The sequence below is a fragment of the Pseudomonas sp. PVC-3-1 genome (genome assembly GCF_057444315.1).
Genome location: NZ_CM172023.1, coordinates 368,873 through 389,950, shown reverse-complemented (window position 1 = coordinate 389,950; position 21,078 = coordinate 368,873). Strand labels below are relative to the sequence as shown.

Below are 21,078 nucleotides of genomic sequence, written 5' to 3'. Positions count from 1 at the left end.
CAACCGATCAAATGGGTGGGATGATCAGGTCCAGGCGCGGGTAGCCCTCCTCGCTGTCGCGTTCACCCTTTGGGGGCATGTGGAAGGTGTTGACGATGTTTTCACCCTGAAGGGTCTCCAGGTGGATGTCGAAGCCCCACAGGCGGTGCAGGTGCTTGAGCACGTCGTCGGTGGAATCGCCCAGCGGTTTGCGGTCGTGTTGCTGGTGGCGCAGGGTCAGTGAGCGGTCACCACGGCGGTCGACGTCCCAGATCTGGATATTCGGCTCACGATTGCCGAGGTTGTACTGCGCTGCCAGGGTTTCGCGGATCTTGCGGTAGCCGTCGTCGTCGTGGATGGCGTCGACCAGCATGTCGTCCTTCTGGTCGTCGTCGAGGATGCTGAACAGCTTGAACTCGCGGATCACCTTGGGCGAGAGGAACTGCAGGACGAAGCTTTCATCCTTGAAGCTCTTCATGGCGAATTTCATGGTGGCCAGCCAGTCGCTGCCGGCAATGTCCGGGAACCAGCGTTTGTCTTCGTCGGTGGGGTTCTCGCAGATGCGGCGGATGTCGCGGTACATGGCGAAACCCAGCGCGTAGGGGTTGATGCCGCTGTAGTAGGGGCTGTCGAACCCCGGTTGGTAGACCACGCTGGTGTGGTACTGGAGGAACTCCATCATGAAGCCGTCGCTGACCAGCCCCTCGTCGTAGAGGTCGTTGATCAGGGTGTAGTGCCAGAAAGTCGCCCAGCCTTCGTTCATGACCTGGGTCTGGCGCTGCGGGTAGAAGTACTGCGCCACCTTGCGCACGATGCGGACGATTTCGCGCTGCCAGGGTTCCAGCAGCGGGGCGTTCTTCTCGATGAAGTAGAGGATGTTTTCCTGTGGCTCGCTGGGGTAGCGGGCCAGGCCCTGCTCCTTGTCCTTGCCGCTGGCTTTGGGAATGGTCCGCCAGAGGTCGTTGACCTGGCGCTGGATCTGTTCCTCGCGCTCCTTCTGACGCTGCTTCTCTTCCTCGGCAGAGATCGGGTACGGCCGCTTGTAGCGATCCACGCCGTAGTTCATCAGTGCGTGGCAGGAATCCAGCAGGTCTTCCACGGCATCGATGCCGTAGCGTTCCTCGCACTTGTTGATATAGGACTTGGCGAACACCAGATAGTCGATGATCGAGGTGGCGTCGGTCCAGGTGCGGAACAGATAGTTGCCCTTGAAGAAGCTGTTGTGTCCGTAGCAGGCGTGGGCGATCACCAGCGCCTGCATGCACTGGGTGTTTTCTTCCATCAGGTAGGCGATGCACGGATCGGAGTTGATCACGATCTCGTAGGCCAGGCCCATCTGCCCGCGCTTGTAGTTCTTTTCCGTGCTGAGGAAGTGCTTGCCGTAGGACCAGTGGTTGTAACCGATGGGCATGCCGACGGACGCGTAGGCATCCATCATCTGCTCGGCGGTAATCACCTCGATCTGGTTGGGATAGGTGTCCAGCGCGTAGCGTTCGGCGAGGCGACTGATCTCGCGGTCGTATTGCTGGATCAGCTCGAAGGTCCACTCCGAGCCGGTGGCGATCGGCTGGCGCTTGCTCATGCGACTAGCCTCCTCTGGAACAGCTCGCGGAACACCGGGTAAATGTCCGAGGCGGAGACGATCTGCTGCTGGGCGAAGCTGTCTTCGAAGGTATCGCGGATCTTCTCGTACTCGAACCACAGCGCCTGGTGCTCGCGCGGGGTGATCTCGACGTAGGTGTAGTACTGGACGAACGGCATGATCTGCTTCATCAGGATGTCGCGGCAGACCGGCGAGTCGTCGTTCCAGTTGTCGCCGTCCGAGGCCTGGGCGGCGTAGATGTTCCATTCGTTGGTGGGGTAACGCTCGGCCATCACCTCCTGCATCAGCTTCAGGGCGCTGGAGACGATGGTCCCGCCGGTTTCGCGGGAATAGAAGAACTCTTCCTCGTCTACCTCGCGGGCGCTGGTGTGGTGGCGGATGAACACCACTTCGATCTTCTCGTAGTTCCGCTTGAGGAACAGATAGAGAAGGATGAAGAAGCGCTTGGCGATGTCCTTGGTGGCCTGGGTCATCGAGCCGGAGACGTCCATCAGGCAGAACATCACCGCCTTGGAGGTCGGGTTGGGCTGTTTCACCAGCAGGTTGTACTTGAGGTCGAAGGTGTCGAGGAACGGCACCTTGTCGATGCGCGCACGCATGGTGGCGATCTTCTGCTCCAGCGCCTGGATGTCACCGAGGTTGTCCGGTTCCTCGCGCTTGAGTCGATCCAGCTCCGCTATCGCTGCGCGCAGCTTGCCGCGGGTGGAGCCGGACAGGGCGATGCGCCGCGCGTGGGCCGAGCGCAGGGTGCGCACGATGTTGATGCGCGAGGGATTGCCCTCGTTGCTGATGCCGGCGCGTACGGTCTTGAAGGTGTCGCTGCCGGTGAGGTGGCGCTTGACCAGGTTGGGCAGCTCCAGGTCCTCGAACATGAAATCGAGGAATTCCTCCTGGGTGATCTGGAAGACGAAGTCGTCCATCCCATCGCCCTGATTGCTCGCCTTGCCGGCGCCACGACCTCCACCGCCGCCCTGGGGGCGCGGTATGTGTTCGCCGGTGGTGAATTCCTTGTTGCCGGGGTGGATCACCGTCTGGCGGCCACCACGTCCATGGTGCAGGACCGGCTCGTCGATATCGCGACCAGGAATACTGATCTGCTCGCCGTGTTCCATGTCGGTGATGGAGCGACGGCTGACGGCCTCTTCGACGGCCTTCTTGATGTGCTCACGGTAACGCCGCAGGAAGCGCTGGCGATTCACCGTGCTCTTGTTCTTGCCGTTCAGACGCCGGTCGATGACGTAGCTCATGAATGCTCCTCAGGGCCTGCTGCGCAGCGGCGTGGAGCCGCCAAGGACAGGTCCGAATGCGACGGCGACCGGCGCGGCGGGAATGCCGCCGCGCCGATGGCAGACTACTGCGACTTACGAACCCGCAGATACCATTCCGACAGCAGGCGCACCTGCTTCTCGGTGTAGCCGCGCTCGACCATGCGTTTGACGAAGTCGTTGTGCTTCTGCTGATCCTCCTTGCTCGCCTTGGCGTTGAAGCTGATGACCGGCAGCAGGTCCTCGGTGTTGGAGAACATTTTCTTCTCGATCACCACGCGCAGCTTCTCGTACGACAGCCAACTGGGGTTCTTGCCGTTGTTGCCGGCGCGGGCGCGCAACACGAAGTTGACGATCTCGTTGCGGAAGTCCTTCGGGTTGCTGATGCCAGCCGGCTTCTCGATCTTCTCCAGTTCCTCGTTGAGGGCGGCGCGGTTGAGGATCTCGCCGGTTTCCGGGTCGCGGTATTCCTGGTCCTGGATCCAGAAGTCGGCGTACAGCACGTAGCGGTCGAAGATGTTCTGGCCGTACTCGCTGTAGGACTCCAGGTAGGCGGTCTGGATTTCCTTGCCGATGAACTCGACGTAGCGCGGCGCCAGGTATTCCTTCAGGAAGCGCAGGTAACGCTCGCGGGTTTCCGGCGGGAACTGCTCCTGCTCGATCTGCTGTTCCAGCACATAGAGCAGGTGCACCGGGTTGGCGGCAACTTCATGCGGATCGAAGTTGAACACCTTGGAAAGGATCTTGAAGGCGAAACGGGTGGAAAGCCCGGACATGCCTTCGTCGACTCCGGCAGTGTCGCGGTACTCCTGGATCGACTTGGCCTTGGGATCGGTATCCTTGAGGTTTTCGCCGTCGTAGACGCGCATCTTCGAGTAGATGTTGGAGTTTTCCGGCTCCTTCAGGCGCGACAGCACGGAGAACTGCGAGAGCATCTTCAGGGTGTCCGGCGCACAGTGGGCGTGCGCCAGTGAGCTGTTGATCAGCAGCTTGTCGTAGATCTTGATCTCATCGGAGACGCGCAGGCAGTACGGCACCTTGACGATGTAGATCCGGTCGATGAAGGCCTCGTTGTTCTTGTTGTTGCGGAAGCTGTGCCATTCCGATTCGTTGGAGTGGGCGAGGATGATGCCGCTGTAGGGCAGGGAGCCGAGGCCTTCGGTGCTGTTGTAGTTGCCTTCCTGGGTGGCGGTGAGCAAGGGGTGCAGGACCTTGATCGGCGCCTTGAACATCTCGACGAATTCCATCAGGCCCTGGTTGGCCCGGCACAGCGCGCCCGAATAGCTGTAGGCGTCGGCGTCGTTCTGCGGGAATTCTTCCAACTTGCGGATATCCACTTTGCCGACCAGCGCAGAGATGTCCTGGTTGTTCTCATCGCCCGGTTCGGTCTTGGCGATGGCGATCTGGTTGAGGATCGAGGGGTGCAGCTTGACCACGCGGAACTGGCTGATGTCGCCGCCGAATTCGTTGAGGCGCTTGGTTGCCCAGGGCGACATCACCGAGCGCAGGTAGCGCCGCGGGATGCCGTAGTCTTCCTCGAGGATGGCGCCGTCTTCGTCCGGGTTGAAAAGCCCCAGGGGCGATTCGAACACCGGCGAGCCCTTGATCGCGTAGAAGGGCACGTGCTCCATCAGTTGCTTGAGTTTCTCGGCGAGGGAGGATTTACCACCACCGACCGGGCCCAGGAGGTAAAGGATCTGCTTCTTCTCTTCCAGCCCTTGGGCGGCATGGCGGAAGAAGGAGACGATCTGGTCGATGCACTCTTCCATGCCATGGAAGTCGGCAAAGGCCGGGTAGCGACGTATTACCTTGTTGGAGAATATTCGCGACAGGCGGGAATCGACGGATGTGTCGAGTAGTTCAGGCTCGCCAATGGCCATCAGTATCCGCTCGGCGGCGGTGGCGTAGGCGATCTTGTCCTGCTTGCAGAGATCCAGGTACTCCTGGAGGGAGTACTCTTCTTGACGGGTCGCTTCGAAGCGTTCCTGGAAGTGACTGAAAATGCTCATGACGTCTCCTCGCTCGATGCATGGAGCCGGCGCCGGATCGGTCTGTGCGGGTGCGGTCGGGCTGCCAGTGTTACCGGCGAGAATCCCCCAGAACTCCAACGGAACCTGGCCTCTGCCCTGATCCGCCCCAATGGTCACTGCCGATTAACCGGAAGCCGGTGTGCCGGCTCTCCCTTTTTTGGATGGCCTGAGGGAAAGGATAGTTCGTTCTTCGATGTGTAAAGGACGAAAGAGCGAGAAGTTACAGATTTTTTGAAGGGGCTAATCCGCCCCTTTCGTAGGGACTTTCAGTCAGCGCCGCCTGCGCTGGTATCCGCGGGATAGACGCTGCGCCACAGTTCGAAGCCGCCGTCGAGGCTGTAGACCTCGGAGAAACCCTGCTGGACGAAATAGGCCGCGGCGCTCTGGCTGGAGTTCCCGTGGTAGCAGACCACGACCAGCGGCGCGTCCATGTCCGCCTCGCGGATGAAGTCGGCCACCGAGTAGTTGTCGATGTGCCGCGAGCCGCTGATGTGGCCCATCGCGTAGCTTTGCGGGTCACGAATATCGACGACCTGGGCGCCGCTTTCGCGCAGTTGCTGGGCCAGGTCGGGGGCGATGCGCTTGAAGTCGCTCATGGGGTTACCTCGCAAGGCGCGGAGCCTGTAGCCCCGCTGCATTCATTCTGGTTTGTCGGCGCAGCTGCAGTGGATGCGCTCGAGGGTGTCGACGTTCATCAACGTCATGCTGCCGCCCCACACACAGCCGGTGTCCAGGGCGAACAGGCCAGGGACGTCGCACTGGCCTTCCAGCGCGGCCCAGTGGCCGAAGATGATCTTGCGCCCAGCGGCCTTGCGCTCGGTGTAGCTGAACCAGGGGGCGTAGCCGGGCGGTGCAGTGTCCAGGCCTTCCTTGGATTTCAGGTCGAGCTTGCCGTCGGGCGTGCAGAAACGCATGCGCGTGAAATAGTTGGTGATCACCCGCAGGCGCGCGATGCCGTGCAGCTTCTTGTCCCACTTGGCCGGCTCGTTGCCGTACATGCCGTCGAGGAACATTGGCAACTGGGTGTCGTCGCGCAGGGCGGCTTCGACTTCGGCGGCGCGTTGCAGGGCCTTGTCGATATCCCACTGCGGGGGGATGCCGGCGTGCACCAGGGTGAAATCAAGCTGAGCGTCGTGGTGGACCAGCGGCATTTGCCGCAGCCATTCGATCAGCTGAGCGCAGTCGGGCGCCTCGACGATCTCGCGCAGGGTGTCGTTTTTCTTCAGGCGTTCAGCGTTGTACGCCACGGCGATCAGATGCAGATCGTGGTTGCCGAGCACGCAGACCAGCAAATCGCGCATGCCATAGAGGAAGCGCAGGGTCTCCAGCGATGCGGGGCCACGATTGACCAGGTCGCCTACCAGCCAGAGCTTGTCCTGGGCCGGGTCGAACTTCACTTGCGCCAGCAGGCACTTCAGTGGTTCCAGGCAGCCCTGCAGGTCGCCGACGGCGTAGGTGGCCATCAGTGCAGCGCTCCGGGCACGGCGAGGCGGAACGCCGGGATCTCGGCGTCGAAATGATGGCCGTCGGTGGCGACCATCTGGTAGCTGCCGTGCATGCTGCCGACCTTGGTCGCCATCACGGTGCCGCTGGTGTAGGTGTGACTGGCGCCCGGCTCGATCAGCGGCTTCTCGCCGACCACGCCGGCGCCGCGCACTTCCTGCACGTGGCCGTCGCCGTCGGTGATGATCCAGTGGCGGGTCAGCAGCTTGGCCGCCAGCTCGCCGTGGTTGTGGATGGTCACGGTGTAGGCGAACACGTAGCGCTGCTGTTCCGGCTGGGACTGTTCGGGTAGGTGGCGGGTGGTGACGCTGACGCTGACCTGGTAGCGGGGGTCGCTCATGCGCTCGGTCCTTGCTCGGCTTCCGGGTTGGTTTCGCAGTAGCGGTTAGCCAGGCTGACGAAATCGGCGACGCTCAGCTGCTCCGGGCGCAGGGTCGGGTCGACGCCGGCGGCTTCGATGTCCTCGACGCTCATCAGCGTACGCAGCGTATTGCGCAGGGTCTTGCGGCGCTGGTTGAAGGCTTCGCGGACGATGCGTTCCAGCACGCGGTGATCCTTGGCCGGATGGGGCGGTTCAGCGTAGGGCACCAGGCGGACGATGGCCGACTCGACCTTGGGCGGCGGGTTGAACGCGCCGGGGCCGACGGTGAACAGGTAATCCACCCGGCAGAAGTACTGCACCATGATCGACAGGCGGCCCCAGTCGCCATTGCCCGGCTCGGCCGCCAGGCGCTCCACCACTTCCTTCTGCAGCATGAAGTGCATGTCCTGGATGAGCGAGGCGTGGTCCAGGAGGTGGAAGATCAGCGGGGTGGAGATGTTGTAGGGCAGGTTGCCGACCACGCGCAGCTTGTCTTCGGGGGAGGCGATCAGGCTGGAGAAGTCGAACTTCATCGCGTCGCCCTGGTGCAGGCTGAAGTTGGGCTTGAGGCCGAAGCGCCATTTCAGTTGCGGGATCAGGTCCAGGTCGAGCTCGATCACGTCGAGCTTCGCGCCGCTGTCCACCAGGCCCTCGGTCAGGGCGCCCTGGCCCGGACCGATTTCCAGCAGGTGCTGGCCTTCCTTGGCGGCAATGGCACGCAGGATCTTGTGAATCACCCCGGCGTCATGCAGGAAGTTCTGCCCAAAGCGTTTGCGGGCGCGGTGCTGGAAGAGTTCGGACATCGAAGGCTCCGGAGAGCAGCCGGGCGCTTGCGGCGGCCGGCTGGAGGCGGAAAAACCATCAGTTTACCAGTCCGGCGCGGCCAGCACGAAACGCTGGCCGAACGGAATGCCGGGGTCAGCGCGCGCCGGCCCCGGCTTCGGCCATCTGGTAGGCGGTTTCCAGGGCGACCTGCAGGCTGCCGCTGTCGATCCGGCCGGTCCCGGCGAGGTCCAGCGCAGTGCCGTGGTCCACCGAGGTGCGGATAATCGGCAGGCCCAGCGTCACGTTCACCGCCGCGCCGAAACCCTTGTACTTGAGCACCGGCAGGCCCTGGTCGTGGTACATCGCCAGCACGGCGTCGCAGTGCTCCAGGTGCTTGGGAGTGAACAGCGTGTCGGCCGGCAGCGGGCCGATAAGCTGCATGCCCTCGGTGCGCAGGCGCTCCAGGGTCGGCTCGATCACGTCGATCTCTTCGTGGCCCAGGTGGCCACCTTCGCCGGCATGGGGGTTCAGGCCGCAGACCAGGATGCGCGGGTTGGCCAGGCCGAACTTGTCGCGCAGGTCGGCGTGCAGGATGCGGGTGACACGCTCCAGGCGCTCCGTCGTGATCGCATCGGCAATCTGCCGTAGCGGCAAGTGGGTGGTCACCAGCGCCACGCGCAGGCCGCGGGTGGCCAGCATCATCACCACCTGGGCGGTGTGAGTGAGGTCGGCGAGGAATTCCGTATGCCCCGAGAAGGCGATGCCAGCTTCGTTGATCACGCCCTTGTGCACCGGTGCGGTGATCATTCCGGCGAAGTGCCCGTCCAGGCAGCCCTGGCCGGCTCGGGTCAGAGTCTCCAGCACGTAGGCGGCGTTGGCCGGGTTCAGCGTGCCTGGTTCAACTGGCGCGGCCAGTGGCGTATCCCAGACGTAGAGGGTGCCCGCCGGGGCGGCGGCGCTGGGCCACTGGCCGGGGCCGACGTCCTGCAGGTCGATACTCAGCCCCAGCAGGGCGGCGCGCTGTGCCAGCAGTTCACGGCTGGCGATTGCGACGAGTGGGTGTGGCTGTACCTCGCGCGCCAGCAACAGGCAGAGGTCGGGGCCGATACCGGCGGGTTCGCCGGGGGTGAGGGCGAAAAGGTGGGAAATGCTCATCAGGAGGCTCTCGAATCGGTATCTGCAGCGGATGGGCTTACTCTACGACGAAGCCCTTGTTCTTCGAAGCTTTCGGCGGGCAAAAAGAAACCCGGCCAAGGCCGGGTTTCTTTGTGAGCGACTCAAGCGGCTTACTGCTTGATCTCGACGTAGGCTTCGTCGCGGATCTGGCGCAGCCAGGCCTGCAGCTCTTCGTCGTACTTGCGTGCGCGAAGGGTCTGGGCGGCTTGTTGCTCGCGGAACTTGTCGCTGCTGTCGGTGGCGCGACGGCCGAGGACTTCCAGCACGTGCCAACCGAACGGCGAGCGGAACGGCTTGGTGACCTGGCCTTGCGGCGCGTTGTTCATCACCTCGCGGAATTCCGGTACCAGGGATTCCGGGTCGACCCAGTTGAGGTCGCCACCGTTGAGCTTGGAGCCCGGGTCTTCGGAGAACTTCTTCGCCAGATCGCTGAAGCTTTCGCCGGCCTGGATGCGCTCGTAGAGCTTCTCGGCCAGGCGCTGCGTCTCTTCCTCGCTGCGGATTTCGCTGGGCTTGAGCAGGATGTGGCGGACGTGGACTTCGTCACGCAGCATCTTGCTGCCACCGCGCTTCTCTTCCAGCTTGAGGATGATGAAGCCGCCCGGGGTGCGGACCGGCTCGGTCACGTCGCCCACGGCCAGGCTGCCGATCATGCTGTCGAACGGGGAGGGCAGCTGGGCGGCCTTGCGCCAGCCGATCTCACCGCCCTCCAGGGCGTTGTCGCCGGCCGAGCGGGAAACCGCCAGCTGGCCGAAGTCTGCACCCTGCTTGAGCTGCTGATACATCTCCTGAGCCTGACGGCCCGCAGCCTGCACGGTTTCCGGCGAGGCACTGTCGGGGACCGGGATCAGGATGTTGGCCAGACGATACTCTTCGGAGAGCTGGATCTTGCCGAGGTCGGAAGCGAGGAAGTTCTGCACTTCCTGCTCGCTGACCTGGATGCGCTCGGCTACGCGGCGCTGGCGCACACGGCTGATGATCATCTCGCGGCGCACCTGCTCGCGGGCCTCGTCGTAGGACAGACCGTCGTGGGCAAGGGCGGCGCGGAACTGATCCAGACTCATGTTGTTGCGCTGGGCAATGGTGCCCATGGCCTGGTTCAGCTCTTCATCGGTGATACGTACGCCGGAGCGGTCGCCGATCTGCAGCTGGATGTTCTCGATGATCAGGCGTTCGAGTACCTGCTGGGTCAGCACGTGCTCAGGCGGCAGCGGCGCACCGCGCTTCTGGATGGTTGCACGGACTTCGCGCAGGCGCTGGTCCAGCTGGCTCTGCATCACCACGTCGTTGTCAACGATGGCGACCACACGGTCCAGCGGAACCACTTCGGCGTGCACGACGGAACTTGCCAACAGCGCGCCCAGCATCAGCGGGCGCAGGGCCTTACATAGCATTGTCTTCACGTTGACGATAACCCTGGATACCTTGGTCGAGGAAGCCTTCCACCTGGTTGCCAACCACGCCGCCAAGGCCTTTCAAGATGATTTGAAGGAATACACCGCGGTCGGCCTTGGACGTGGAGGTCACGAATTCCTCGTCGTCGTAGTCGACCCAGTAGCGATTGATCAGGCGCAGTTTCCAGCAGCAGCTGTCGTACTCGAAGCCACCGAAGGCTTCCAGTGTGCGGCTCTGGTTGTAGTCGAACTGCCAGCGGCCGATGGCGGCCCACTGCGGCAGAACCGGCCAGATGAACGAGAAGTCATGCTGTTCGATCTTGTACTCGTCACTGCCGTATTCGAACTGGCCGGAGTTGGGGTTGAAGCGCTTGCTGTCCGCACGGTAGCGGTAGCCAGCGTTCAGCACCTTGCGAGGATCGGCTTCGGGCTGGTAGTGGAACATCAGGTTGCCGTTGTCGGTGTGGTGCGTGTTCGGGTTCCAGTTGAAGTCCGAGCTGGCGTACCAGTCGTGGTTGAAGCGATAAGTACCGGTCAGCGCGTACGGCGAACGCCAGGTGTCGGCATCCGGGTTCTTCGCGCCGCTGGCGCGCAGATCGTCTTCGGTCAGGCCGGGCAACTGAACACGGCGGTCGCTGAAGTAGTAGATCTGGCCGGCGGCAATGTAGGCGCGCTCGAAGCCATCGTCTTCGATGAAGCGCGAACCCAGGCCGAGGGACAGCTGGTTGGCGTCGCCGATGCGGTCACGGCCGGTAAAGCGGTTTTCACGCCACAGCGAGTCGTAGCTGAAGGTGAACTCGCCGGTGTCGAAGGTCGGCAGGTTGTCCTGGTCCTTGTACGGGACGTACAGGTACATCGCCCGCGGTTCGAGGGTCTGGCGGAACTTGGTGCCGCCGAAAGTGGTGTCGCGATCGAAGTACAGGCCGGAATCCAGCTTGGCCAGGCCGAGCGAGCGATCCGGGCTGCTGTCGTAGTCGATGTACGAGGGCAGCGTGGCTTTGCCTTTGCCGTCCAGGTCCAGGTCGTACTTGGTGTACAGCGCCTTGACCGTCGGAGTCATGAAGCCCCAGCTGCGGTTCATCGGCAGGCTGATGCCCGGCTCGGCGTGGAAGCGATCGCCGGTGGCGCGCGCCAGGCCGGTCAGGGATGTATCCGGGCGCGGGTAGAGCGTCGGATCATCGGCATCGATGCGGTAGAACCCGTCATCCAGGTCACGATCGAAGCGCACCGCCTCGGTGCTATAGGTGAAGTCCAGGCCACCCGGGTTGAACGGCAGCTTGCCGTCGAGGGTGAGTTGCGGCAGGCGATCGTACGGCGTTATGTCGGTCACGGTCGCCAGCTGGTAGGACTGCGCATTCAGGCGGGCGGTGTAGCTGTCGCCGCGATAGGTCAGGCTGCCTTGCTGGTTGACGTAGGTCGGCGAGCCGATGCCCAGTGAGGTGTCCAGGTCCTGGAAGTAGTACGGGTCGCTGATACGGGTGTAGTCCACCTGCGCCAGCAGGCGGGAATCCAGGCCGCTGGTGTTTTTCCAGCCATACAGCCAACGGGTGTCGGTGTACTGCGGGAAGTCCTTGCGGTCGTCGTTCTTGTCGTTCAGGTAGGCTGCCGTGACCTGGCCTTCGCTGCTGTGGGTCAGGTAGCGGAACTCACCTTCCATCAACAGCCCGCGCTTGACCATGTAGTGCGGGTACAACGTGGCGTCGTAGTTGGGCGCCAGGTTGAAGTAGTACGGCGTGGTGAGCGTGAAACCGGTATCGGTCGAGCTGGCGAAGGACGGTGCCAGGAAACCGGACTGACGACGATTGTCGATCGGGAAATAGATGTACGGGGTGTAGAAGACCGGAATGTCCTTCACCCGCAGGGTCGCGTTGGTCGCGGTGCCGAAACCGGTGGCCGGGTTCAGCTTGATGTTGTTGCCCTTGACCACCCAGGCGTTGCTACCCGGTTCGCAGCGGGTGTAGGTACCGTCCTTGAGCTGGATGATCGCGTCTTCCTGGCGCTTGGCATACAGCGCGCTGCCGCGGATCTGCGCCTGGTGCATGACGTATTCGGCGTTGTCGATCTTCGCCGCGCCGTTGTCCAGTTGCAGTTCGGCATGGTCGCCGACGATCAGGGCGCCGTTGTCGCGCAGCTTGACGTTGCCGACCAGCTCACCACGGTTTTCGGCCTGGTGCAGGTTGGCCTCGTCGGCTTCCACCTGCATGCTGCCCTGGCGCAGGACCACGTTACCCGCGAGGGTGGCGATCTGCTTTTCCTGCTCGTAGCGGGAAACCTTCGCCGAGACGTAGGTCGGAGCCTCGTCGTTCGGCGTCTTGTCGTTCATGCCCGGGCGTACTGGCTCGACATAGGCGCCGCTGCAATACGGGCCCATTTCCGCCTGCTGGGCAGCGGTGAGCTTGTCGCGCGGAATCCAGTCGAGGTGACTGTAGTCGCTGCTGCGCGACTTCAGGCCGCGGCCGCCGGACTCGGTGACCAGTTGTTTGGGCTCTTCGCCAGCGCTGCTCGAGCTGCCCGAGGACTTCGAGCTACTGGCGGTGGCGCCACCGGCACTGACCGAGCTGGCGCCATGCTGCGGACGCGGTACGCTGCTGGCGCTGTTCTGCGACGAGCAGTCCCATGCGCCGGACGCGGAAGGCTGGCAGGCGAACTGCTCGCCGGGTGCCGCGGTCACAGAGGCAAGCGGTTGAATAGCCAGAAGGCCACCGGTCACCAGTAAGGGGAATTTTCTACGGAACACGGGGAAATTCACTGCCATCTTGTTAATCCGGGCTTCCTGCGAGCCTTCAGCCCAAAACGGGCCGCACGCCTATCGATGGGCTCAAAAAGATGCTGGATAATAAAGCATGACCCGCGCAACGGCTAGGGCCGTGGAGAACCCATAAAGATGTCACAGGATGCCCGTTACCAGCAGATGATCGGCTGGTTGGACTTGAGTTTGCCCGCTGTGTTCAACGCGCAAGGCTGGGGGACGGTGCCCGAGGCCAGTCTCACCGCGGCCAGCAGCGATGCCAGTTTCCGCCGTTATTTCCGCTGGCAGGGCGAGGGGCGCAGCCTGATCGTGATGGATGCGCCGCCGCCCCAGGAGAACGTCCGCCCCTTCATCAAGGTCGCCGGCCTGCTGGCCGAGGCCGGTGTGCATGTGCCGAAGATTCTGGCCGAGGAGGTCGAGCAGGGTTTCCTGCTGCTCGATGATCTGGGGCGCCAGACTTACCTCGATGTACTCACTGCGCAGAACGCCGAAGAATTGTTCGAGGACGCCCTCGACGCACTGGTGGCCTTCCAGCAGGTCGATGTCGCCGAGCGCCTGCCGGCCTACGACGATGCCCTGCTGCGCCGCGAGCTGCAGCTGTTTCCCGACTGGTACCTGCAGCGCCACCTGGGCGTGACCCTGGAAGGCGAGCAACTCGCCCGCTGGGAGCGCACCTGCGACCTGCTGGTGCAGAGCGCGCTGGAGCAGCCCCGCGTGTTCGTGCACCGCGACTACATGCCGCGCAACCTGATGCTCAGCGAGCCGAACCCCGGCATTCTGGATTTCCAGGACGCTGTCTACGGGCCGGTGACCTACGATGTCACCTGCCTTTATAAGGACGCCTTCCTCAGCTGGCCCGAGCCGCGTGTGCACGACGGCCTCTCGCGCTACTGGCGCAAGGCACAGGCCGCCGGCATCCCGCTGCCCGATACATTCGACGAGTTCTTCCGCGCCAGCGACCTGATGGGCGCCCAGCGCCATCTCAAGGTGATCGGCATCTTCGCGCGCATCTGCCACCGCGACGGCAAACCACGCTACCTGGGCGACGTGCCGCGCTTCTTCCGCTACCTGGAGAGCGTCATCGCGCGCCGGCCTGAGCTGGCCGACCTCGCCGCCCTGCTGGCCAGCCTGCCCAAAGACGAGACGCATCCCGCATGAAAGCCATGATCCTCGCGGCGGGCAAGGGTGAACGCCTGCGCCCGCTGACGCTGCACACGCCCAAGCCGCTGGTGCGCGCCGCCGGCGTGCCGCTGATCGAGTACCAACTGCAGGCGCTGCGCCGGGCCGGGTTCGATCAGTTGGTGATCAATCACGCCTGGCTCGGCCAGCAGATCGAGGATCACCTGGGCGATGGTTCGGCCTTCGGCGTGAGCATCCGCTACTCGCCCGAAGGTGAGCCGCTGGAAACTGGCGGCGGCATCTTCAAGGCGTTGCCGCTGCTGGGTGACGATGCCTTCGTCATCGCCAACGGCGACATCTGGACCGACTTTGACTACGCGAGCCTGCACGGCGCGCTGGCCGAGAGTGATCTGGTGCACCTGGTCCTGGTGGACAACCCTGGGCACCACACTCGCGGCGATTTCTGTCTGAGTGAAGGCCGAGTCAGCGATTACCGCGAAGGCCAGCCGAGCCTCACCTACAGCGGCATTGCCATCCTCCGTCCCGAGTTGTTCCAGGGCTCCGAGCCCGGCGCGTTCAAGCTGGCGCCGCTGTTGCGCCAGGCGATGGCAGCCGGTCGCGTGAGCGGCGCGCACCATCGTGGCCGCTGGATCGACGTCGGCACTCACGAGCGCCTGGCGGAAGTCGAACGCCAGTCGGCGGAGGGCTGAGGTGTTCTGGCCAGGCACCCTGGTAGGTGTCATTGCCGGCTGGGCATTGGCGAGCATTCCGGGCGCCATGCTCGGTGCACTGCTGGGCCAGGTGCTCGACCGGCGCCTGAAGAAACGCACGTGGCGGGGCCTGCTGGAGCAGTTGCGTGGCGGGCCCAGGGTCAGCGATCAGGAATTGCTGTTTCTCCTGCTTGGCCGACTGGCGAAGAGCCGTGGGCGCGTGGTCGATGCGCACATCCAGCAGGCGCGGGCCGAGATGCAGCGCCTGCAACTGAATGACAAGGCCCGGCGCCAGGCGATCGATGCCTTCGGTCGCGGCAAGCTGGGCGGCGAGTTGCTGGAGGTTGGCCTGCGCCAGCGCCATGGCCAGGAGGCCACTGCCGAAGGCCTGGTTCAGGCCTGCTGGCGCATGGCCTGGGCAGGCGGCGTGCCGAATGCCGCGCAGAAGAACCTGCTGCTGCAGTGGGGCGATTCGCTGGGGCTGTCCCGTAACAGGATCCTGGCGCTGTCGGCGGGCGCAGAGCCGCCCAAGCCATCCGCCACGCCGCGCGAGTCCTATACCGGGGCGCTGCGCTTGCTGGGCGTGACGGTGGACAGCGAGCCGGAAGAGATCAAGCGTGCCTACCGCAAGCTGATCAGCCAGAACCACCCGGACAAGCTTGAAGGCATGGGCGCGAGCCCAGAGCGGATCGCCGCGGCAACCAACCGCACCCGCGAGATCCAGGCCGCCTACCTGTTGGTGCGCCAGCGCCGCGGTTTTCGCTGAGCCAGGCTGCCGTCAGGGCTGCTCGATCGGCTCCAGGTGCAGCGACAGCCAGCCGCGGATGCGCCGGTAGAGCTGCTCCTGCTCGGTGCCCAGGTCGGCGGGTAGGGCGTTCATGCCGATCTGCACGTAGTTCGGTGCCTTCTGCCGCTTGCTGGCCTGCAGACGCAGCTTCGCGGCGGCAATGTCAGGCGCCTTGTCCTTGTAATAGAAGTCGCCGGTGGCGAGATTCAGCAGCGGCACGGTCTCGTCCAGTGACGGTTTGAACTCGCGCGGCATCTCCGGCGCCACCAACAGCAGGTTCTTGATCTCGGCCGGCGCACGTTCGCCCAGGTAGCGGGTTGCCCAGTAGGCGCCGGTGCCGTGACCGAGCAGCACGATGGTCTTGGGCTTGTGCTGCTGGGCCAGTTCGACGGCCGCCTGGATGCGCGCCAGTACGCGCTCGGCATGGGCCTTGCGCAGCTCCACCGGATCGGTGGGCGGTGGCGGGGCTTCCGGGCTGGCCTGGGCCGGCTCGGCGCTGCCGGCTTCGGCGGTGCTTTCCGGCGTCGGCGTGGCGCTGCCTTCGCTGCCTTTTACCTCCGGCTTGCTGGCGCTGTCGGTGGCCGTGGCGTCGGTGTCGGCGCTGGCCTTGTCCGGTGATTCCTTCGGGCGTGGAATCGGTGCGGTGCTCTGCGGGTCGGGGAGCGTAACGGCCAAGGTCTGCCAGCCGGCATCGGGCAGCTTGCGCCGCAGCGGGCCTATCGCCACCGGCCAGTCAGCGCTTTCGCCGTCGCCGGGGATGAGGATCACTGCGCCTTCGGCGTCGGCGGTGTTGGCCGGCAGCCAGAGGGCGAGGAAGGTCTCGTCGCCGGCCTTGAGCTCCTGGCGTTCGCTCTCGGGCAGTTGGCGCACCAGGCCGCTCGCTTCGTCCTGACTGCGCTCGCTGACGGCCGGGCGCTGCACCGGTGCGGCCGTCGGTTTTTCATCGGTGGCGGGCTTGGCGTCTTCGGCCCAGGTTGCGCCCAGCGGTGCGAGGCCGAGGGCGGCGCAGAGGGCGAAAATGGTCGGGCGAGGCAGGTACGGCATCGGTGATATCCCTGTCTTGGCGGGCGCGAGTGCGGCCAGCCTAGCGGCTTGTATTAGCTTTGTCAGGCGCGGGCATGCCGGGTTCAATCGGGCTTGCTGTAAGGTATGCCGGCCATTTGCTTTGACCCGAGTGAAATCCATGGTGCTGTCGGCATGATTCGTCTGTTCTGGAAAGCCTGCCTGGCCTGGTTCTGTTGCCTGCCGTTGCTGGCCGTGGCGGAAACCGCCGCGCCGCCGCTGACGCTGGACGACGCGCAGCTCGCCTGGCTCGCCGAGCACCCGCAGTTGCGCGTCGGCGCGGTGCTCGAAGCGCCCTATGTGCAGCAGGATCGCCGCCTGCAGCAGCTCTCCGGGGCCAACGTCGAGCTGCTGGAATGGCTGGCCAAAGCCCTGCGCGTCAGCCTGGAGTGGCGCACCTTCGCGGATCAGGCAGCGTTGGAAAAGGCAGTCAGCGCGGGGGAAATCGACCTCGCGCCCGGCGTCAGCCAGACACCTTCGACGCTGCGCGACTGGCTGTTCTCCGACCCCTATCTGCGCGTGCCGCGCCTGGTCGTGGGCGATCGTCGCAGCGGCACCTCGGTGGAGTTGGACAACCTCGGTGAAGGTGAATCCGTCTCCGTGCGCGGCCCCGGCCCGGTGGTGGACTACCTGCGCGGGACCTACTCGGGGCTGACCCTGCAAGTGGTCGACAGCGACCGTGAAGTGCTACGCAAGGTGCTCGGCCGCGAAGCCAACTACGCCGTGATCGACGAGGCGCAACTGGCGCGCCTGACCCGTGAGACCGAGTTCACCGGCCTTTCTGTGGTGGCCGATATCGGCTATCCGCAATTGCTGCGTGTGGCGACCCGGCGAGGCCTGCCGGAACTGGCCGGGATCATCGATGCAGCCCTGCGCGCGGTGCCGGCGAAGGACCTCGACCAACTGCATGAACGCTGGCTGCAACCGACCTATCCGCGGCTGGGTTCCTCGCCCGGTTTCTGGCAGAACCTCTGCATCCTGCTCGGCCTGCTGTTGTTGTTTGCGGTTGCCGCGTTGCTGTTGCTGCGCCGCCAGCACCACGCCCTCGAGTCGCGCCTGCTCGCGGCACGGCGGGATATCGAGCTGCGCCAGTCGGCGGAACAGGCGCTGCGCCTGACCCAGTTCGCCATCGACAGCAGCACCGTGGGTATTCTCTGGGTCAACTGGGACAGCCACGTTCGCTATGCCAACCGCGCCGCTGAAGAAATGCTCGGCTATGTGCCGGGCGCGGTGGTGGACCGGCCGCTGTCGGACTTCGAACCGGCGCTGAACATGGACCGCTGGCTCAACCTCTGGCGCCGCGCGCGCAATGCCGACGAGGCACCGCTGAGCTTCGAGACTCGCTGCCTGCGCGCCGATGGCCAGTGGCTGCCGGCGGACGTATCCCTGAGCTTCCTGCGCTTCGGGGATTCGGAATACCTGCTGGTGTTCCTCAGCGACGTCACCGAGCGCCGCCGTGCCCGCGCCGCGCTGGAGGAAAGCGAGGCGCGCCTGCAGGGCATCGCCGCCAACGTGCCGGGGCTGGTGTTCCGCCTGGAGCCCAATGCGCCGGATGACGACTCCGATTTCGCCTATATCAGCTTCATCACCGGCGGCAGCGAAACCTCGCTGGGCTATTCGCCCGGTTACCTGCGCGAGAGTGGGCTGGGGATCATGGGGCTGGTGCATCCGTCCGAGCGCGAGGGGTATCTCGCCAGCCAGCTGGCGGCGGTGGAAGGCCACTGCAACTGGCTGTGGCAGGGCCGCATCCTCACCCGCAGCCACGAGCCGCGCTGGGTCGACATCAAGGCCACGGTACGCACGCTGGACGACGGCCGCCCGGCCTGGGACGGCGTGGTCTGGGACATCACCGAGCACAAGCAGATCGAGCTGGAACTGCAGGATTCCCGCGCGCAGCTGCGCGAGCTGTCGGCGCACCTGGAGAGCGTGCGGGAGGAGGAGAAGGCGCGCATCGCCCGCGAAGTGCACGATGAACTGGGCCAGGTGCTCACCGTGCTCAAGCTGGAGACGTCCATGTGCGAACTGGCCTATGCCGAGTTGGACAGTGGCCTGCGCGAGCGCCTGGACAACATGAAACGCCTGATCGCCCAGCTGTTCCAGTTGGTGCGTGACGTGGCCACTGCGCTGCGCCCGCCGATCCTCGATGCCGGCATCGGTTCGGCGGTGGAATGGCAGGCACGCCGCTTCGAATCGCGTACACAGATTCCGTGCCTGGTGCAGGTGCCGGAGAACCCGCCGGAGCTGTCCGACGCCAAGGCCATCGGCCTGTTCCGCATCCTCCAGGAGGCGCTGACCAATGTCATGCGCCATGCCCAGGCGCATACTGTGGAATTGCAGCTGAGCGTCGAGGGGCGCGAATTGTGCCTGCGCATCGCCGACGATGGCGTGGGATTCGACCCGAGTGCCACTCGCCAGGGCGTTTCCTTTGGCTTGGTGGGCATGCGCGAGCGGGTGCTGATGTTCGGCGGCACCTTGCAGATCGACAGCCAGCCCGGTGAGGGCACCACGCTGTGGATCCGGGTGCCTCTGCGCTCCCGAAGTGCGTAAGCGGGCGGCAACCATAACGACAATGACAAGAGTGGATCGGGAGGAAGAGCGGTGATTCGAGTGCTGGTGGCGGAAGACCATACGATCGTGCGTGAGGGCATCAAGCAACTGATCGGCATGGCCAAGGACCTGCAGGTGGTGGGCGAGGCCACCAACGGCGAGCAACTGCTCGAAACCCTGCGCCAGACACCCTGCGAAGTGGTCCTGCTGGACATCTCCATGCCTGGCGTCAACGGCCTGGAAGCCATCCCGCGGATCCGCGCGCTGAACAATCCGCCGGCCATCCTCATGCTGTCGATGCACGATGAGGTGCAGATGGTTGCCCGCGCACTCAAGGTCGGCGCCGCCGGCTACGCGACCAAGGACAGCGACCCGGCGCTGCTGCTCACGGCGATCCGCAAGGTCGCCAGTGGTGGCCGTTATATCGACCCCGATCTCGCCGACCGCATGGTCTTCGAAGTCGGCCTCACCGATTCGCGCCCGCCCCATGCACTGCTGTCGGAGCGCGAGTTCTCGGTGTTCGAGCGGCTGGTGCATGGCGAGGGCGTCAACGAGATCGCCCAGCAGCTGGCGGTCAGCAGCAAGACCATCAGCACCCACAAGGCGCGGCTGATGCAGAAACTCAATGCCAACTCGGTGGCGGACCTGGTGCGTTACGCCATGGAGCACAAGCTCGTCTGACCGACCCGCGCCGCCGGCTTGATCTGCGGCAGATGGCTCGCTGAATTTTCCCTCCACGATGTGCGACGTGTCCGATTTCTGTAACACACCGTCTATCTAGCGGGCGTGAGGCAGGGAATGATTGCCGGCTTCATGCAGTACGTCGTGATAACAAGGAGAAGAAGATGTTGCGAGCGGTAAGGGGAGGGCTGCTGTTCGGCCTGCTGGGAAGCGCTGCGATGCCAGCGCTGGCGGACTACGTCACGGTGATTTCCTTCGGTGGCGCCAACAAGGAAGCCCAGGAGGCAGCCTTCTACAAACCGTTCAAGGAAGTGACCGGCAACGCCGTCGTCCACGGCTCCTACAACGGCGACCTGGCCAAGCTCAAGCGCATGGTGGAAATCAGCCATGTGTCCTGGGACGTGGTGGAAGTCGAGGCCCCCGAGCTCGCGCGCGGCTGCGAGGAAGGGCTGTTCATGAAGCTCGATCCCAAGACCCTGGGCAACACGGCCGATTTCGTTCCTGGCGCGGTGCAGCCTTGCGGCGTCGGCATCTTCGTCTGGACGACGCTTCTGGCCTACAACCAGAGCAAGCTGCAGGGTACGCCGAGCGGTTGGGCGGACTTCTGGGACACCAAGAAATTCCCCGGCAAGCGCGGTCTGCGCTGGGGCGCCAAGTACAGCCTGGAATTCGCCTTGATGGCCGATGGCGTCGCGCCCAAGGACGTCTACAAGGTGCTCGCCACCAACGACGGCGTCGACCGCGCCTTCCGCAAACTCGATGAGCTGAAGCCGAGCATCAACTGGTGGAAGTCCGGCCAGGACCCGGTGCGTGACCTCGCCGACGGCACTGTGGTGATGAGCTCCGCCTACAACGGCCGGATCGCCGCCGCACAGGCCGAGCAGAAGGGCTTCCGCATGGTCTGGGCCGGCGGCATCTATGACTTCGACTTCTGGGCGCTGCCTTCGGGCGTGTTCAAGAAGGAACTGGCCGAGCAGTTCGTCAACTTTGCCGGCCAGCCGCAGCAGCAGAAGGCCTTCGCCGAGAACATTTCCTACGGTCCGACCAACCGCAAGGCCGTGGAACTGCTGGCGCCGGACGTGGCCGCCAACCTGCCCACCGCGCCGCAGAATATCGCCAATGCCGTGGGCATGAACGTGGCGTTCTGGGCCGAGCACGGTGACGCGCTGGAGCAGCGCTTCCAGGCCTGGGCCAAGCGCTGAGGCGGTTTGTCAGGCCCGCTGCGCGGTGGTGGGCCTGGCATTTCGAATCGCTAATTTTTGTAGGGCGATCCCTACAAAGCATCCTCTCTAAGCCTTATAGCAATCTCTCATACCGCCCGATTTGCGTGCCGGTCCAGCTTCTCTA

At 64.3% G+C, this 21,078-nt stretch carries 17 protein-coding genes; 6 read left to right on the top strand and 11 right to left on the bottom strand.

All coding sequences use genetic code 11. The features are described from left to right. Positions 1-7: 7 nt before the first annotated feature. From AC2T4A_RS01945 to AC2T4A_RS01900, 10 genes are all read right to left on the bottom strand, one after another. On the bottom strand, positions 8-1,561 hold the full coding sequence (locus AC2T4A_RS01945; RefSeq protein WP_416743401.1) for a SpoVR family protein: 1,554 nt from the start codon (positions 1,559-1,561) through the stop codon (positions 8-10). Then, entirely contained in the window at positions 1,558-2,829 is a 1,272-nt protein-coding gene (locus tag AC2T4A_RS01940; RefSeq protein ID WP_478378253.1) for a YeaH/YhbH family protein, read from the bottom strand. The genes AC2T4A_RS01945 and AC2T4A_RS01940 overlap by 4 nt, the downstream gene beginning before the upstream one ends. Before the next feature lie 104 nt (positions 2,830-2,933). Beyond that, positions 2,934-4,856 carry a PrkA family serine protein kinase gene (locus AC2T4A_RS01935; RefSeq protein WP_045212719.1) on the bottom strand — a complete coding sequence of 641 codons (1,923 nt, stop codon included), beginning with the start codon at positions 4,854-4,856 and terminating at the stop codon, positions 2,934-2,936. A gap of 287 nt (positions 4,857-5,143) precedes the next feature. Continuing rightward, the gene (gene glpE, locus AC2T4A_RS01930) at positions 5,144-5,473 is read right to left on the bottom strand and encodes a thiosulfate sulfurtransferase GlpE (protein WP_416743395.1); all 330 of its coding nucleotides are present in this window, start codon (positions 5,471-5,473) and stop codon (positions 5,144-5,146) included. Between the two features lie 42 nt (positions 5,474-5,515). Then, entirely contained in the window at positions 5,516-6,340 is an 825-nt protein-coding gene (locus AC2T4A_RS01925; RefSeq protein WP_486742629.1) for a symmetrical bis(5'-nucleosyl)-tetraphosphatase, read from the bottom strand. After that, positions 6,340-6,720: a Co2+/Mg2+ efflux protein ApaG gene (gene apaG / locus AC2T4A_RS01920; RefSeq protein WP_054908027.1), complete on the bottom strand. Its 381-nt coding sequence runs from the start codon at positions 6,718-6,720 to the stop codon at positions 6,340-6,342. The genes AC2T4A_RS01925 and apaG overlap by 1 nt, the downstream gene beginning before the upstream one ends. After that, complete coding sequence (rsmA, locus tag AC2T4A_RS01915; RefSeq protein ID WP_486742628.1) at positions 6,717-7,544, bottom strand: 16S rRNA (adenine(1518)-N(6)/adenine(1519)-N(6))-dimethyltransferase RsmA; 828 nt, start codon at positions 7,542-7,544, stop codon at positions 6,717-6,719. Before rsmA ends, apaG begins: the two co-directional genes overlap by 4 nt. A gap of 115 nt (positions 7,545-7,659) precedes the next feature. Then, positions 7,660-8,655 (bottom strand): 4-hydroxythreonine-4-phosphate dehydrogenase PdxA, encoded by a 996-nt coding sequence (gene pdxA / locus AC2T4A_RS01910; RefSeq protein WP_478378336.1) that lies wholly within the window; start codon positions 8,653-8,655, stop codon positions 7,660-7,662. A gap of 137 nt (positions 8,656-8,792) precedes the next feature. Then, a complete protein-coding gene (locus AC2T4A_RS01905; RefSeq protein ID WP_416743390.1) occupies positions 8,793-10,085 on the bottom strand; it encodes a peptidylprolyl isomerase in 1,293 nt (430 codons plus the stop codon). Next, positions 10,066-12,831 (bottom strand): LPS-assembly protein LptD, encoded by a 2,766-nt coding sequence (locus tag AC2T4A_RS01900; protein WP_478378251.1) that lies wholly within the window; start codon positions 12,829-12,831, stop codon positions 10,066-10,068. Before AC2T4A_RS01900 ends, AC2T4A_RS01905 begins: the two co-directional genes overlap by 20 nt. Positions 12,832-12,960: 129 nt before the next feature. Here AC2T4A_RS01900 and AC2T4A_RS01895 point away from each other — a divergent pair, with 129 nt between their 5' ends. From AC2T4A_RS01895 to AC2T4A_RS01885, 3 genes are read left to right on the top strand one after another with little or no spacing between them, the layout of a single operon-like run. After that, positions 12,961-13,983 carry an aminoglycoside phosphotransferase family protein gene (locus AC2T4A_RS01895; protein ID WP_478378250.1) on the top strand — a complete coding sequence of 341 codons (1,023 nt, stop codon included), beginning with the start codon at positions 12,961-12,963 and terminating at the stop codon, positions 13,981-13,983. Further along, positions 13,980-14,654 (top strand): N-acetylmuramate alpha-1-phosphate uridylyltransferase MurU, encoded by a 675-nt coding sequence (murU, locus tag AC2T4A_RS01890; protein WP_416743386.1) that lies wholly within the window; start codon positions 13,980-13,982, stop codon positions 14,652-14,654. Before AC2T4A_RS01895 ends, murU begins: the two co-directional genes overlap by 4 nt. Position 14,655: 1 nt before the next feature. Continuing rightward, positions 14,656-15,420, top strand: coding sequence for a DnaJ domain-containing protein (locus AC2T4A_RS01885; RefSeq protein WP_416743385.1), 765 nt, complete (start codon positions 14,656-14,658; stop codon positions 15,418-15,420). 12 nt (positions 15,421-15,432) lie between these two features. Here AC2T4A_RS01885 and AC2T4A_RS01880 read toward each other — a convergent pair whose 3' ends face one another. Continuing rightward, positions 15,433-16,485, bottom strand: coding sequence for an alpha/beta hydrolase family protein (locus tag AC2T4A_RS01880; protein WP_486742626.1), 1,053 nt, complete (start codon positions 16,483-16,485; stop codon positions 15,433-15,435). 153 nt (positions 16,486-16,638) lie between these two features. Between AC2T4A_RS01880 and AC2T4A_RS01875 the strand changes: the two genes are divergently transcribed. The 3 genes from AC2T4A_RS01875 (at position 16,639) to AC2T4A_RS01865 (ending at position 20,933) form a co-directional block, all read left to right on the top strand. Further along, the gene (locus tag AC2T4A_RS01875) at positions 16,639-19,050 is read left to right on the top strand and encodes a PAS domain-containing sensor histidine kinase (protein ID WP_486742625.1); all 2,412 of its coding nucleotides are present in this window, start codon (positions 16,639-16,641) and stop codon (positions 19,048-19,050) included. A gap of 51 nt (positions 19,051-19,101) precedes the next feature. Continuing rightward, positions 19,102-19,731: a response regulator gene (locus AC2T4A_RS01870; RefSeq protein ID WP_045212692.1), complete on the top strand. Its 630-nt coding sequence runs from the start codon at positions 19,102-19,104 to the stop codon at positions 19,729-19,731. Positions 19,732-19,895: 164 nt separating this feature from the next. After that, positions 19,896-20,933, top strand: coding sequence for an ABC transporter substrate-binding protein (locus AC2T4A_RS01865; RefSeq protein WP_486742624.1), 1,038 nt, complete (start codon positions 19,896-19,898; stop codon positions 20,931-20,933). Positions 20,934-21,078: the final 145 nt, after the last annotated feature.

Bases quoted from the DNA above. Each gene is read 5' to 3' on its own strand.
- AC2T4A_RS01945 (WP_416743401.1), bottom strand. From the start codon at position 1,561: ATGAGCAAGCGCCAGCCGATCGCCACCGGCTCGGAGTGGACCTTCGAG.
- AC2T4A_RS01940 (WP_478378253.1), bottom strand. From the start codon at position 2,829: ATGAGCTACGTCATCGACCGGCGTCTGAACGGCAAGAACAAGAGCACG.
- AC2T4A_RS01935 (WP_045212719.1), bottom strand. From the start codon at position 4,856: ATGAGCATTTTCAGTCACTTCCAGGAACGCTTCGAAGCGACCCGTCAA.
- glpE (WP_416743395.1), bottom strand. From the start codon at position 5,473: ATGAGCGACTTCAAGCGCATCGCCCCCGACCTGGCCCAGCAACTGCGC.
- AC2T4A_RS01925 (WP_486742629.1), bottom strand. From the start codon at position 6,340: ATGGCCACCTACGCCGTCGGCGACCTGCAGGGCTGCCTGGAACCACTG.
- apaG (WP_054908027.1), bottom strand. From the start codon at position 6,720: ATGAGCGACCCCCGCTACCAGGTCAGCGTCAGCGTCACCACCCGCCAC.
- rsmA (WP_486742628.1), bottom strand. From the start codon at position 7,544: ATGTCCGAACTCTTCCAGCACCGCGCCCGCAAACGCTTTGGGCAGAAC.
- AC2T4A_RS01900 (WP_478378251.1), bottom strand. From the start codon at position 12,831: ATGGCAGTGAATTTCCCCGTGTTCCGTAGAAAATTCCCCTTACTGGTG.
- AC2T4A_RS01895 (WP_478378250.1), top strand. From the start codon at position 12,961: ATGTCACAGGATGCCCGTTACCAGCAGATGATCGGCTGGTTGGACTTG.
- murU (WP_416743386.1), top strand. From the start codon at position 13,980: ATGAAAGCCATGATCCTCGCGGCGGGCAAGGGTGAACGCCTGCGCCCG.
- AC2T4A_RS01880 (WP_486742626.1), bottom strand. From the start codon at position 16,485: ATGCCGTACCTGCCTCGCCCGACCATTTTCGCCCTCTGCGCCGCCCTC.
- AC2T4A_RS01875 (WP_486742625.1), top strand. From the start codon at position 16,639: ATGATTCGTCTGTTCTGGAAAGCCTGCCTGGCCTGGTTCTGTTGCCTG.
- AC2T4A_RS01865 (WP_486742624.1), top strand. From the start codon at position 19,896: ATGTTGCGAGCGGTAAGGGGAGGGCTGCTGTTCGGCCTGCTGGGAAGC.